14 protein-coding genes and 1 tRNA gene are annotated in these 13,327 nt (G+C 70.3%); 2 read left to right on the plus strand and 13 right to left on the minus strand.

Annotation, left to right across the window (positions count from 1 at the left end):
• A complete protein-coding gene (locus ACGFX9_RS04400) occupies positions 1–1,485 on the minus strand; it encodes an MFS transporter (RefSeq protein ID WP_393464366.1) in 1,485 nt (494 codons plus the stop codon).
• Between the two features lie 93 nt (positions 1,486–1,578).
• Here ACGFX9_RS04400 and ACGFX9_RS04405 point away from each other — a divergent pair, with 93 nt between their 5' ends.
• Positions 1,579–2,481 (plus strand): helix-turn-helix transcriptional regulator, encoded by a 903-nt coding sequence (locus ACGFX9_RS04405; RefSeq protein ID WP_393464369.1) that lies wholly within the window; start codon positions 1,579–1,581, stop codon positions 2,479–2,481.
• A gap of 72 nt (positions 2,482–2,553) precedes the next feature.
• On the opposite strand, the gene ACGFX9_RS04410 is transcribed toward ACGFX9_RS04405, so the two are convergent.
• From ACGFX9_RS04410 to ACGFX9_RS04440, 7 genes are all read right to left on the minus strand, one after another.
• Positions 2,554–2,626 (minus strand) — tRNA-Ala (locus ACGFX9_RS04410).
• 128 nt (positions 2,627–2,754) lie between these two features.
• The gene (locus ACGFX9_RS04415) at positions 2,755–3,396 is read right to left on the minus strand and encodes a histidine phosphatase family protein (RefSeq protein ID WP_393464372.1); all 642 of its coding nucleotides are present in this window, start codon (positions 3,394–3,396) and stop codon (positions 2,755–2,757) included.
• A complete protein-coding gene (rsfS, locus tag ACGFX9_RS04420) occupies positions 3,393–3,839 on the minus strand; it encodes a ribosome silencing factor (RefSeq protein ID WP_393464375.1) in 447 nt (148 codons plus the stop codon). Before rsfS ends, ACGFX9_RS04415 begins: the two co-directional genes overlap by 4 nt.
• 144 nt (positions 3,840–3,983) lie before the next feature.
• Positions 3,984–5,693, minus strand: a complete 1,710-nt coding sequence (locus ACGFX9_RS04425; protein WP_393464378.1) for a LytR C-terminal domain-containing protein — start codon at positions 5,691–5,693, stop codon at positions 3,984–3,986.
• Positions 5,694–5,709: 16 nt separating this feature from the next.
• Entirely contained in the window at positions 5,710–6,348 is a 639-nt protein-coding gene (nadD, locus tag ACGFX9_RS04430) for a nicotinate-nucleotide adenylyltransferase (RefSeq protein ID WP_393464381.1), read from the minus strand.
• An 86-nt stretch (positions 6,349–6,434) separates the two neighbouring features.
• The gene (locus ACGFX9_RS04435) at positions 6,435–6,596 is read right to left on the minus strand and encodes a hypothetical protein (RefSeq protein WP_393464383.1); all 162 of its coding nucleotides are present in this window, start codon (positions 6,594–6,596) and stop codon (positions 6,435–6,437) included.
• An 84-nt stretch (positions 6,597–6,680) separates the two neighbouring features.
• Entirely contained in the window at positions 6,681–6,959 is a 279-nt protein-coding gene (locus ACGFX9_RS04440; protein WP_393465712.1) for a hypothetical protein, read from the minus strand.
• A 98-nt stretch (positions 6,960–7,057) separates the two neighbouring features.
• Here ACGFX9_RS04440 and ACGFX9_RS04445 point away from each other — a divergent pair, with 98 nt between their 5' ends.
• Positions 7,058–8,167, plus strand: a complete 1,110-nt coding sequence (locus ACGFX9_RS04445; protein ID WP_393464386.1) for a M48 family metallopeptidase — start codon at positions 7,058–7,060, stop codon at positions 8,165–8,167.
• A 27-nt stretch (positions 8,168–8,194) separates the two neighbouring features.
• Here the strand turns inward: ACGFX9_RS04445 and ACGFX9_RS04450 are convergent, their stop codons facing one another.
• The 5 genes from ACGFX9_RS04450 to proB all read right to left on the minus strand — a co-directional run bounded on the left by ACGFX9_RS04450 (position 8,195) and on the right by proB (position 13,163).
• On the minus strand, positions 8,195–9,262 hold the full coding sequence (locus tag ACGFX9_RS04450) for a hypothetical protein (RefSeq protein WP_393464389.1): 1,068 nt from the start codon (positions 9,260–9,262) through the stop codon (positions 8,195–8,197).
• Positions 9,263–9,328: 66 nt separating this feature from the next.
• Positions 9,329–9,904, minus strand: coding sequence for a hypothetical protein (locus tag ACGFX9_RS04455; protein ID WP_393464391.1), 576 nt, complete (start codon positions 9,902–9,904; stop codon positions 9,329–9,331).
• A gap of 78 nt (positions 9,905–9,982) precedes the next feature.
• Positions 9,983–11,275, minus strand: a complete 1,293-nt coding sequence (locus ACGFX9_RS04460; RefSeq protein WP_393464394.1) for a glutamate-5-semialdehyde dehydrogenase — start codon at positions 11,273–11,275, stop codon at positions 9,983–9,985.
• A gap of 74 nt (positions 11,276–11,349) precedes the next feature.
• A complete protein-coding gene (locus ACGFX9_RS04465) occupies positions 11,350–11,832 on the minus strand; it encodes a hypothetical protein (protein WP_393464397.1) in 483 nt (160 codons plus the stop codon).
• A 224-nt stretch (positions 11,833–12,056) separates the two neighbouring features.
• The gene (gene proB / locus ACGFX9_RS04470) at positions 12,057–13,163 is read right to left on the minus strand and encodes a glutamate 5-kinase (RefSeq protein WP_393465638.1); all 1,107 of its coding nucleotides are present in this window, start codon (positions 13,161–13,163) and stop codon (positions 12,057–12,059) included.
• Between the last annotated feature and the right edge of the window lie 164 nt (positions 13,164–13,327).

A 13,327-nucleotide genomic window follows, 5' to 3' on the forward strand; every position in this document is an offset into this window, starting at 1 on the left:
TCAGCGACGCATGCGTACCAGTCCGGACACGGCACCCAGCGCGGCGACCCCTGCCAGCGCGTACGCGCACACCAGAAGCGCGTCCGCCGATGAATACGCCCCCGGAGCCCCTTGTGACTCAAGCCGGTTGAGGAAAAGCGCGCCGTAGCACGCGACACCGATCAGCTGGCCGAGCTGCGCGACCGTCGAGAGCAGGCCGCTGGCGTCCGCGGCGTCCTCGGGCCGCACCGTGGAGAGTGCCCGGGTGAGCGTCGGGCTGAACCCGAGGGAGAGTCCGATCCCGATGCCCACGAAGGCGACATACAGCCACAGCCCGCCCTCACCGCCGTCCCGCAGCAGCAGCCCCACCGCGACCGCCGACACCGCGGTCAGCGCGAACCCACCGGGAATCAGCGCCCGTTGGGCCGCCGCGGGCCACCGGCGCCAGGTCAGGCCGACGGCGCCGAAGACCACCGCGGTCGGCGCGAACGTCAGACCGGCGCGCAGCGCGCTGTAGCCGAGGCCGCCCTGGATGTGCAGGGTCAGGACGAACAGGAAGCCCGCGTTGACCGCCATCACCGCGGCGATCCTGAGGACCGCGAGGCTCATGCCGGGGATGCGCAGGACCCGAGGCGCGATCAGCGGTGCCCCGCCGCCGCGGGCAAGGCGGGCCTCGTATCCGCAGAAGAGCGCGAAGAGAACCGCCGATGAGCCGAGCGAGAGCCAGGACCACAGCGGCCAGCCCTCCTGCTGGCCGAGCACCAGCGGCACGGTGAGCAGCGAGACCGCGGCACCGAGCAGCACAAGACCCGGCAGATCAAGCGCACGCGCCCGCTGCACCTCCCCCGGCTTCCCGGCGGCGCCGCCATCGCGCGGCAGCACACGCCTCGCCATGACCAGCAGGACCACGCCGACCGGCACGTTCACCAGGAACACCGGCCGCCAGCCCGTGCCGAACAGGTCGGCGCTGACCAGGATCCCGCCGAGCACCTGCCCCGCGGCGGCCCCGACGGCGAGCACGGCCGCGTACGCGCCGAGCGCCTTCGTCCGCGCCTCGCCGGTGAAATTGCGCTGGATCAGGCTGAGCACCTGTGGGATGAGGAGCGCCGACCCCGCGCCCTGCACAAGCCGGAAGGCGATCAACTCGCCCGCGCCCTGGCTGAGTCCGCAGGCGAGCGAGGCCGCGGTGAAGACCGTGAGCCCCAGGAGGTAGACGCGGCGGTGGCCGAGCCGGTCGCCGAGCCGCGCTCCGGTGATCAGGAGTACGGCGTACGTGATGGTGTAACCGGCGATCACCAGCTGCAACCCGGCGCCGGAAGCGCCCAGTTCACCGCGGATGGTGGGCGCGGCGACATTGACGATGAAGACGTCGAGCAGCGCCATGAACTGCGCGGCGATGACGACCGCGAGGAGCCGTCCGCGGCGATTGTCAGTGCCAGGGGCTTTACTGAATACGGGACTTGAACCAGCGGGATCCGCTGCGGTGGACGGGGTGGTCGTTGTCATGGCACGAGCGTGACGGCGGCTTGATACGGGTAACGAGAGCCCGCTGATGCTGGTACTGACAGCACCTGGCACAGGCGGGGGCGTGGACCGACGATGGGGGATGTGACGACGATGGGGACGACTCAGCGACGACGGCCGGAGCTCGCCGCCTTCCTGCGCGGTCGCAGGGCCCGGGTGACCCCGGCCGACGTGGGCATGCCGCCCGGCCTGCGCCGCCGCACCCCCGGTCTGCGCCGCGAGGAGGTCGCGCAGCTCTCCGGGGTCGGTGTCACCTGGTACACGTGGCTGGAGCAGGGCCGCCCGATCAACGCCTCCGCGCAGGTTCTGGACGCCGTGGCCCGCACGCTCCGCCTTGACCGGCCCGAGCGGGAGCATCTCTACCAACTGGCGGGCGTTCCGTACGCACCGGACCGCGAGGCCGCATCCCCCGAGGCCGTCGGCCCGGAGATCCAGGGCATCATCGACGCCCTCGACCCGCATCCGGCGGTGGTCTACAACGCGCGGTACGACATCCTCGCCACCAACCCCGCCTATCGGGACCTGTTCTTCGTCCCGCAGATAGAGTCCCTCGGCCCGCAGATAGCAGCCCTCGGCGTTCCGAACGTGCTGTGGACGCTGTTCATCGTGCCCGACCCGGTCTGCCCGCTGGTCTTCCGTGACTCGGAGCTGCCGGTGATGGTCGCGACGCTGCGCGGTGCGTACGGACGGCATGCGGGCGAGCCCGCGTGGGAGGAGTTCATACGCCGCCTGTCCGCCGCGAGCGCGCACTTCGCGGAGCTGTGGGAGAGCGGTGACGTGGTGCGGCCGGGCTCCCGTGTGAAGACGTTCCGGCACGAGACGGTGGGTGAGCTGCGGATGACGTCGGTCTCGCTGTCCATCAACGGCATGCCGGAGTGCAGGATCGTCGCGTACACACCGGAGGACGAAGAGAGCAGGCTGCGGACGGCACGGCTGCGGGAGCTACGGGAGCCGCTCTGGCCCGCCGCCATTTCGTAGATTCGTAGAAACGGAGAATCCCGCCCTGGACACGGAAAATCCCGCCCTCTGACGAGGACGGGATCCGGATTGTGGAGCTAAGGAGAATTGAACTCCTGACCTCCTGCATGCCATGCAGGCGCTCTACCAACTGAGCTATAGCCCCGCGTGTTCTTCCCGCTCGGCGGGCGAACAAGAAGAACTTTAGCCTGCGACAAGGCGGAATGTGAAATCCGGGTCACGGGCCCCTGGCACCCCTCCGACCAGCGGCTCTCGCATCCGCCACGACACGGGCTAATCGTCGTCGCCGAGCACCGGCTCCGGCAGCGTGCCGGCGTTGTGCTCAAGCAGGCGCCAGCCCCGCGCGCCTTGGCCCAGCACGGACCAGCAGCAGTTCGAAAGCCCGCCCAGACCCTCCCAGTGGAAGGACTCCAGGCCGAGGAGGCGGCCGATGGTAGTGCGGATCGTGCCGCCGTGGCTGACCACCACGAGCGTGCCGTTCTCCGGCAGCTTCTCGGCATGGCGCAGGACGATCGGCGCGGCCCGGTCCGCGACCTCGGTTTCGAGTTCGCCACCGCCGCGGCGCACCGATTCGCCGCGCTTCCACGCCGCGTACTGGTCGCCGAAGCGCGCGATGATCTCGTCGTGCGTCAGGCCCTGCCACTCACCGGCGTACGTCTCCTGGAGACCCTGCTCGTGGGTGACGTCGAGGCCGGTGATGGCGGCGAGCTCGGCCGCGGTGGCCGCCGCCCGCTTGAGGTCGGACGCCACGATGGCGTCCGGCTTCAGCGAGGCGAGCAGCCGGGCGGCGCGTCTGGCCTGCGAGACACCGATGTCGGTCAGGTCGATGTCCGTGGAGCCCTGGAAGCGGCGCTCCAGGTTCCAGGCCGTCTGGCCGTGCCGCCACAGGATGATCCGGCAGCCGGGGCTGGTCACCGAAGCTCACCGTCCAGGTCCGCTGCCTCCTCCGCGGCGCGCTGCTCGGCGTGCTCGGCGGCCTTGCCGCGGGTCGCGACGGCGTCCGAGGGGAGCTCGATCTCGGGGCAGTCCTTCCACAGGCGCTCGAGGGCGTAGAAGACACGCTCCTCGCTGTGCTGGACGTGCACCACGATGTCCACGTAGTCCAGGAGGACCCAGCGGGCTTCGCGGTCGCCCTCGCGGCGCACCGGCTTGACGCCGAGCTCCTTGCTGAGCCGCTCCTCGATCTCGTCGACGATCGACTTGACCTGGCGGTCGTTGGGCGCGGAGGCGAGCAGGAAGGCGTCGGTGATCGACAGCACGTCACTGACGTCGTACGCGATGATGTCGTGCGCGAGCTTGTCGGCGGCCGACTGTGCGGCGGCCTTGATGAGCTCGATGGAGCGGTCCGTGGCGGTCACTAGTGAGCTTTCCTTCAGGTGGTCAAGACTCCCCAAGGGTCTCACGGACCACCGACAGCCCTCCCGATGATTGTTTGACGGGTCTGTCTGCTGCGTCACCCCGGCCAGGAAGGCTCGAAAAGCTCCCGGCCGAGGCCCCCGGTGTCATCCCGTCTTGTAGTCCTGGCCCAGGACCACCGACACGTCCGCGTTCGGTGCGGTCTTGCCCTTGCGGACCGCGCTCGCCGGCAGACCGAGGGTCTTGGCGACCTCGGTGGCCTGCGTCTTCTTGTCCGCGTCGGCGTAGATGACCTGCGAAGCGGCCTGGGCCGTCGAGCCCGCACCGCTGTCGACGAAGGTGTAACCGCCGTTGACCAGCGAGATCCGCGCATTCTGCCCGGCGCCCTTGGTCCCGGAGGCGTTCTTCACGCCGACCCGCACGGCCGCACCCTTGTCCGAATTCTTGACCGCGCCGCCCAGGACGTCCTTGACCACGCTCGCGCCGGCCTTCTCCGACAGCGTCCCGTCCTGCTGTACCGGGAGCAGCTTCGTGGAGTAGTCGCCGCCCTTCGCCCGGTCGGCGAGCTTGGCGAGGAAGGCGCCGAGGTCCTTCTCCTTGAGCGAGGGGTCGAGGATCTGGGCGAGCGACTGGACGGTCGTGGTCGCGGCCTGCGGGTCGGACGAAAGCTTCCGCAGGACGCCCTGCATGACCTGGCCGAACCGGTTCAGCTGCGCGGTCTCGGACTCGCCGGACGCGCGATAGGTGGCGTACGCGACAGCCATCTGGCCACTCAGGGTCTGCTGCTCACCCTTCTTCACGAGGGGCGCCTGGCCCTTCTTGGCCTTCGGGTCGGGCACATCGGTGTCCGTGTCGATGTCGATGTTGCCGACCAGCTCGACGAGGTTGTTCAGATACGGGGTGTCGAGCCGCCACGTGCCTTCGACCTGGGTGCCGAGCAGGGTGTCGATCGACTCGCGGGTGCCGGTCGAGCCGTCGTCGTCGACCGACTTGCCGAGCGTCGTCCCGGCGCCTTCGTCGTCCGTCACGGAGAGGGAGTTGGGCAGCAGGACGGTGGTACCGCGCTTGGTGGTGGTGTTGTTCACCAGGAGCGCCGTGGAGGTGCCGCCGCCCTTGGTGTTGTGCAGGTGGACGACGATCACGTCGCGGTTCTGCGGTCCGGCCGCCGCGGCTTCGTCGCCGGACGCGCCGTCCGACAGGCCGGGCAGCTTGCCCGCGTACCAGAGATAGCCGACGCCGCCCGCGATCACCAGCGCGAGGACGACGACCAGGGCGACGACCCGGGAGCGCCCGCGCCGCTTGGCCTCCTCGCGGCGCTCGGTGCGGCTCTCGGTGAACTTCAGCCAGTCGATGACGTCTTCGGACTCTTCGTCCGGCTCCTCGATGAAGGAGAACTGCTGGGTCTCGTACGCGGGCTCCCGCTCCTCCGGCTCCCGCTGCGGCTGCCGCGACTGCGGCGGTACGGACTCTTGGGGCTGCCGCGCAGGCTGCTGATACTGCGGCTGCGGGGGCTGCTGTTGCTGCTGTTGTTGTTGCTGCTGCGGGATCCAGCCGGTCTGCGTCTGCTGGGCGGCCTGCTGCGGCTGCTGCTGGTCGTACGTCCCGTACGAACCGGAGTCGTACGACGCGTCATACGGCGGCACGGGAGCCTGCTGCCCCGTCGCATACGGGTCGTAGCCGTAGCCCTGCTGCTCCTGCTGCCCCGCCCCGTACTGGTCATACGAAGTAGACGGCTGGACCTGCTGATACACCGGCTGCCCATAGTCGTCGTACCCGACGACCTGGTACTGATCAGCCGCGTACTCGCCCGCGTACGGGTCGCCGCCCGCATACGGGTCGTACTGTCGGTCGTTCACCGGTGCCCCTCTCGGCTCAATCGCCGCGGTACAGCTCGCGCTTGTCGATATAACGCACCACACCGTCCGGCACCAGGTACCAGACAGGGTCCCCCTTGGCGACCCGTGCACGGCAGTCCGATGACGAGATGGCGAGGGCCGGAACCTCCACCAGCGAGACCCCGCCCTCCGGCAGGCCCGGGTCGGTCAGCGGATGGCCGGGCCGGGTGACCCCGATGAAGTGCGCCAGGGAGAACAGCTCTTCGGTGTAGCGCCAGGTGAGGATCTGGCCGAGGGCGTCGGCGCCCGTGATGAAGAAGAGGTCCGTGTCGGGATTGAGCGTGCGCAGATCGCGCAGGGTGTCGGTGGTGTAGGTCGGCCCGCCGCGGTCGATGTCGATGCGGCTCACCGAGAACTGTGGGTTCTCGGCGGTCGCGATGACCGTCATCAGATAGCGGTCCTCGGCCGGGGACACCGCCCTGTCGCTCTTCTGCCACGGCTGCCCGGTCGGCACGAACACCACCTCGTCGAGGTGGAACTGCGCGGCGACCTCACTGGCCGCCACCAGGTGTCCGTGGTGGATCGGGTCAAACGTTCCGCCCATGACGCCGAGGCGGCGCTTGCCCTTGCTCACCGGGCCGGCACCGGGGCCGATAGGCATGTCCTGCTCTCCCATGCGTGCAGACCCTACCGGCCCGGCGAACGGGCTCTGTATTCAGTGGTCCCGGTTCAAACGGTTCAGCCATCCCGCCTGAAGCGGGCTCAGCGGTCCCGGTTGAAGCGGGTGGTGATCCACAGGAGAAGCAGCAGCACGACGAACGCGCCACCGCCGGTCAGGATGGGGCTGAGGCTTTCGTGCCTGCCGCCGTGCTCACCCTCGGAGGCGAGAGTGACCAGCTGGGCGGCGGTGCTGTGGAGGCTCATCGTCGGCAGGACCTATCCGGAGGTGGGCGGGACAAAGACTTCCGGGCCATCGTATGCGGGGGCACCGGCGGAGCTCACGCCGACTCAGCCGTTCCGGTCCGCGCGGTCGTCCGCGCCGTCGCTCTTGCCGCCCTCGCCGGGGGTCTCTTCGCCGCCCCCGCCAGGGGTCTCTTCGCCACGCTCACCGGGAGTCTCCTCCGCGTCAGCGCCCTGGCGATAGCCCCGGAGCAGGAACCACGCCACCAGGACGCAGCCGACGACCATGACGATCAGGACGACACGGAGCAGATTTCCCGCGCCCTGCTCCTTGGCGGCCACGGCGGCCGCCTCCGTGACCCAGTGGGCTGCGGCGTAGTGCTCCATGAGGGATGACTCCATTCGCTGACTGCCCTGCCACGGTATCTCCGCCTAGGCTGGGCCCCACCTCGGGGGCATGACTGGACGAGCATGGGGGATGGGGCATGACCGACGACAACGACCACGGCCACGCGAACGGCGGCCAAGAGAACAGCGGTCACGAGAACACGCCGAGCCGGCAGCGCAGGCGCTTCCCCGGCATCTCCTCACGGGCGTACGAACACCCGGCGGACCGTTCGGCCCTGGTGGCCCTGCGCAAGCTCAGCGGCTTCGACACCATCTTCAAGGCACTCAGCGGCCTGCTCCCCGAGCGGAGCCTGCGGCTCCTGTTCCTCTCGGACTCCGTACGGGTCTCCGACGCGCAGTTCGCGCACCTCAACACCATGCTGCGGGACGCCTGTTACATCCTGGACCTGGAGAAGGTCCCGCCGATGTACGTCAACCAGGACCCGAACCCGAACGCGATGTGCATCGGCCTGGACGAGCCGATCATCGTGGTGACCACCGGCCTCGTCGAGCTGCTCGACGAGGAGGAGATGCGGGCGGTCGTCGGCCACGAGGTGGGCCACGCCCTCTCCGGCCACGCGGTGTACCGCACGATCCTGCTCTTCCTCACCAATCTCGCCCTCAAGGTGGCGTGGATCCCGCTCGGCAACGTGGCGATCATGGCCATCGTGACCGCCCTGCGCGAGTGGTTCCGCAAGTCGGAGCTGTCGGCGGACCGCGCGGGGCTCCTGGTGGGCCAGGATCTCCAGGCGTCGATGCGCGGCCTGATGAAGATCGCGGGCGGCAACCATCTGCACGAGATGAACGTGGACGCGTTCCTGGACCAGGCCAAGGAGTACGAGGCCGGGGGCGACCTGCGCGACTCGGTGCTGAAGATCATGAACATGCTGCCGCGGTCGCACCCGTTCACGACCGTGCGCGCCGCCGAGCTCAAGAAGTGGGCCGAGACCCGCGACTACCAGCGGATCATGGACGGTCACTACCCGCGCCGCGACGAGGACAAGGACACCTCGGTGTCGGACTCCTTCCGCCAGTCCGCCTCCAGCTACGCGGACAACGTACGCAGCAGCAAGGACCCGCTGATGAAGCTGGTCAACGACATCGCGGGCGGCGCCGGCGACCTGGGCGGCAAGCTGCGCGGCAAGTTCACGGGCCAGAGCGGACAGGAGGGCGGGCAGACCGACGACCCGCCCTCAGAGGCGAAGTAGCTCCAAGTAGAAGTAGCTCCAAGTAACTCAGAGCGAAGGCTGGGCGGTAGCCGAAAGCGCTCCGCACAGCGCCGTGGCGTCACCCGTCGCATACGGATCGGTGCCCGCGGGCCCGCCAGCCTTCGCCTTCTGCCCGGCAAGGAGTGGCCGCAGCTGGTTCGCGGCGTCCGCGGAGCAGGCGAGCGGGCCCGCCTGCGTGTACGACACGAGCAGCTCGGCTTGGCGCATCCGCAGGTCGTCCCGGTCGAAGCGGAACTGCAGCTCGCGGCGGACGGTGAACAGCGAGGCCTTGGCGTGCTCGCCCTTGCCGACCGGCCGCAGCGCGTAGACGAAGGTGTGGTCGGAGGTCACCTCAAGGGTGTTCTTGTCCGTCTCGGTGGCGTGCAGCGTGCCGTGGACCCGGATGCCGGACGAGGCGAGGGCCGTCTTCGTCGGGTCGAAGCGCACCAGCCAGCCGGTGGGCGCGTGTCGGCCGTCCGCCGCCGGATGCGCGAAGCTCTCGTCGAACTGGTCGAGCTGCTGCGGGTCGAGCAGGATCCGGGCGGAGCGCACGGCGCCGCCGGTGAGCACGTCCGGGTCGAGCGAGGACTCGACCAGGTAGTCCTTGGCGGTGGTCAGCGCGGTCATCACCTGGCCGTCCGAGAAGTGCGAGGTGCGGCGGGCCGACGGCAGGTTGATGCCGGACGCACCGGCCCGGAACTGCGCGGCCGGGCTGTGTTCGTACAGGTCGGCGACCTTCTCGGCGCCTGGCACGGAGCCCGGCGGGGCGAGCGGGATGATCGTCATCCGCAGCGGCTCGGGGCGCCCTGCGACCGGGGTCTGGTACGGGTTGCGTACGCCCATGTAGATGGCGGTGCCGAAGGCGACGGCGATCAGCAGGACGAGGATCATGGCCTGTTTGGAGAGGTTCCTGTGGCGCGCGGGGCGGCGGCGCACCGCGTGCGTGTGATCACCCATGCGCTCCTGCGCGGAGTACTCCTGGAGCCGTGCGGCACGGACGAACGACTCGTCGAAGACAACGGATCGGTACTCGTCCTCACCACCGGCGGGAGCGCCCTCGGGTGTCCCCTCAGGTGGTTCTCCTGGCCCGCCCATACTTTCAGGGTAGGTCGCCGGGCGGTCAGGTAAACGCCCTGGTACACGACAAGTTCTGACAAGTTCTCACGGAGTACGGGGCGTCGCGGAGACGGGTGGCGGGGCGTACTCCGCAGAGGCGGACGGCTCCGTCGACGCGGGCGGCGGTATCCGGTCCTGGCGGCCGGACGACCCTCCCCGGTAGACCGCGGTGAAGGCGAGCGCGACCATGCCGACGCCCATCAGGAGGGCGAGCATCCAGGCGACGGGGCGGTGCCAGCGGTGGTGGCCGCCGTAACGGCCGCGCCGGCCATAGCCGCCCTCGGTGAACTCGCGGTCGTACACATCGTCGAGGTCGGGGTCGTGCCCGAACTCGCCGCCGTCGTCGGGGCCGAAGCCCTCTTCGAAGAGCTCGTCATCCGGTGCGTCCCGGCCGCCGTGGGTGCGGGCCCGGCGGGCCTCGGCCTCGGAGGCCTCGGCGCGGGCCTGGGCAGCGGCCAACAGCCGCTCCACCGCGGTGGGTTCATGGACCTTGGCGGACCGGACAAAGTCCTCGTCGAAGACCACGGAGGCGAACTCTTCGTCCGCACCCCCGCGGTCGCGGTCGTCGTCGGGCTCCCAGCCGTCAGGAAACGACGGCGTGCCCCCCACGTCCTCCGGCACCCTTCCAGCGTAGCCCCGGAAGGGGCATTCTGGGCGGGCGGTACGCGAATTCAGCGGGTGCTCCGTGCCATGGCGGCCTCAGCGCGTGTGGCCGTCTCCGGTGACGATGTACTTCGTGGACGTCAGCTCGGGGAGCCCCATCGGGCCACGGGCGTGCAGCTTCTGCGTGGAGATGCCGATCTCGGCCCCGAAGCCGAACTGGCCGCCGTCCGTGAAGCGCGTGGAGGCGTTCACGGCGACCGTCGTGGAGTCCACGAGCTGGGTGAAGCGGCGCGCGGCCTGCTGCGAGGTCGTGACGATCGCCTCGGTGTGCCCGGAGGTCCACAGCCGGATGTGCTCGACGGCCTGCTCGAGCGAGTCGACGATGCCCGCCGCGATGTCGTACGAGAGGTACTCGGTCTCCCAGTCCTCCGTGGTCGCGGGCACGACGGTCGCCTTGGACCGGTCGGCGTACGAGATGACCCGCTCGTCGGCGTGCACGGTGACGCCCGCCTCGGCCAGCGCGTCCAGGGCGCGCGGCAGGAAGGCGTCGGCGATGTCGGCGTGCACCAGGAGGGTCTCGGCGGCGTTGCAGACGCTGGGGCGCTGGGCCTTGGAGTTGATGAGGATGTCGACGGCCATGTCCAGGTCGGCCTCGGCGTCCACGTAGACGTGGCAGTTGCCGGTGCCGGTCTCGATGACAGGGACGGTGGACTCCTCGACGACGGTCTTGATCAGCGAGGCGCCGCCGCGCGGGATGAGGACGTCGACGAGGCCGCGGGCGCGCATCAGCTCGCGCACGGAGTCACGGTTCTCGCCCGGCACGAGCTGGACGGCGTCGGCGGGCAGGCCCGCTCCGTGGACGGCGTCGCGCAGCACGCGGACGAGCGCCGTGTTCGATTCGTACGCCGATGACGAGCCCCGCAGCAGCACCGCGTTGCCGGACTTCAGGCAGAGGGCGGCGGCGTCCACGGTGACGTTCGGGCGGGCTTCGTAGATGATCCCGACGACGCCGAGCGGAACGCGGACCTGGCGCAGGTCGATGCCGTTGGGCAGGGTCGAGCCGCGGACGACCTCGCCGACGGGGTCGGGCAGCGCGGCCACGTCGCGCACGTCGGCGGCGATGGCGCGGACCCGCTCCGGGGTGAGTGTCAGACGGTCGACGATGGACTCGCTTGTCCCGGCCTCGCGGGCGCGGGCGGTGTCCTTGCCGTTGGCCTCGATGATCTCGGCGGTGCGCACCTCAAGGGCGTCGGCGATCGCCAGGAGCGCGTCGTCCTTGGCGGCACGCGGCAGCGGCGCGAGCGTCGCGGCGGCACCACGGGCGCGGTAGGCGGCCTGGGCGACAGGCGAGAGGTTGTCGTACGGCGAGACCGGCATGAGGGACGTCATGTCCGCAGCGTAATGCGGAGCGGCCAGGGTCCACCCCTCGTTTCAGCAGCCGAGACCACCGCGCTCATCGCGGCTCAAAAAGGGTGCACGCCCACCGGGGTTGCCGGCAGCGGTCCGTACCCCTCGGCGATCCGCTGGTGGTAGGTGTCGCGGTCGATGACTTCGAGCCCCACGATCTCCCACGGCGGCAGCTGCGCGCTCTGCCGGTGCTCGCCCCAGAGCCGGAGCGCGACCGCGGCGGCGTCGTGCAGGTCGCGGGCCTCTTCCCAGTACCGGATCTCCGCGTGGTCGGGCGCGTACCTGCTGGTCAGCAGAAAGGGATGGTCGTGGGCGAGCTGTTCGAGGCCGCGCCTGACCTCCTTCAGCGGGGCTTCGGCACCCGAGACGCTCAGCGTGACGTGCCACAGCCGGGGCGCCTCCACCGTCTCGCCCTCCTGCCGCTCGTCCGCCTCGCCGGCCGCGTGCGTGTCACCCGTGTACGCCGCGCCCGCGGCGACACTCGTCAGGGACCGCTCGGCCGACGCGCGGGACGCCGCTCCTGGGCGCACTCGTCTCACGACGGCCTCCTCTACGCAAGGGTGGTGCGGATACGCAATGGTCGTGCGGAGTTGTCTGGAACAAAGTTGAGCAGGCCAAGCGCCCCCGCGGGGCGGTTTTGGGGAGTTTCACCTCGCAGAGACCGGACCGTGCGGGGCGTTCGCGCCTGTTTTCGGCCGGGGGCAGCTGGGGCTGCTGTGACGCCTGAGGTGCCGGCACCACGGAATACGAGGTTGCCGCGGGCCTAGGGCTCCAGCAGGACCAGGTCGTCGCGGTGCACCACTTCCCGCTCGTACGCCGGTCCGAGCTCCCGTGCGAGCTCCCGCGTGGAACGGCCGAGGAGCTGCGGAAGCTCCTTGGCGTCGAAGTTCACCAGGCCACGCGCCACGGGCCGCCCCGCGGGGTCCCGCAGCTCGACCGGCTCGCCCGCGGCGAAGTCGCCCTCGACCGCCGCGATCCCGGCGGGCAGCAGCGATTTGCGCCCCTCGACGACCGCGCGCACCGCCCCGTCGTCCAGTGTCAGCGCGCCCTGCGGTTCGGAGGCGTGCTGGAGCCACAGGAGCCGGTCGGCGGAGCGGCGGCCCGTGCGGTGGAAGTACGTGCCGGTGTCGCGGCCCGCGAGGGCGTCGGCGGCGTGGATCGCGGAGGTCAGGACGACGGGGATCCCGGCGCCTGCCGCGATCCGCGCGGCCTCGACCTTGGTGACCATGCCGCCGGTGCCGACGCCCGCCTTGCCCGCGCTGCCGATCTGGACGTGCGCTATGTCGGCGGGGCCCGTCACCTCGGAGATCCGGGAGGTGCCCGGCTTGGCGGGGTCGCCGTCGTAGAGGCCGTCCACGTCGGAGAGCAGGACGAGGAGGTCGGCGTGGACGAGGTGGGCGACGAGCGCGGCGAGCCGGTCGTTGTCGCCGAAGCGGATCTCGTCCGTCGCCACGGTGTCGTTCTCGTTCACGACGGGCAGCGCGCCCATCGCGAGGAGCTGGTCGAGGGTGCGGGAGGCGTTGCGGTGGTGGGCACGGCGTGCCATGTCGTCGGAGGTGAGGAGCACCTGTCCGACGCGTACGCCGTACCGCGCGAAGGAAGCCGTGTAGCGGGCCACGAGAAGCCCCTGGCCGACGCTGGCGGCCGCCTGCTGCCGGGCGAGGTCCTTGGGGCGCCTGCGCAGGCCCAGCGGCGAGAGCCCGGCGGCGATGGCACCGGAGGAGACGAGCACGATCTCGCGCTCGCCGCCGCTGCGGCTTTTGGCCAGTACGTCGACGAGGGCGTCAACGCGGTCGGCGTCCAGTCCCCCCGACGCGGTGGTCAGGGACGAGGACCCGACCTTGACGACCACCCTGCGGGCCTCTGCGATCCCCTGACTTGCCCTGCTCACGCGCTTCCCCAATGATCCCGAAGATCCCGTTGCCTGCCGGACCTGCAATCTACGCGAGAGCACGGAGGCGGCGCCCGCACATATCGAGGGGCGGACCGAACGGCCCCCCGAGGCGAAACACGCCCTTCAGGTTCAGTACCTTT

Source organism: Streptomyces sp. NPDC048436 (assembly GCF_043200355.1).
Classification (GTDB): Bacteria; Actinomycetota; Actinomycetes; order Streptomycetales; family Streptomycetaceae; genus Streptomyces.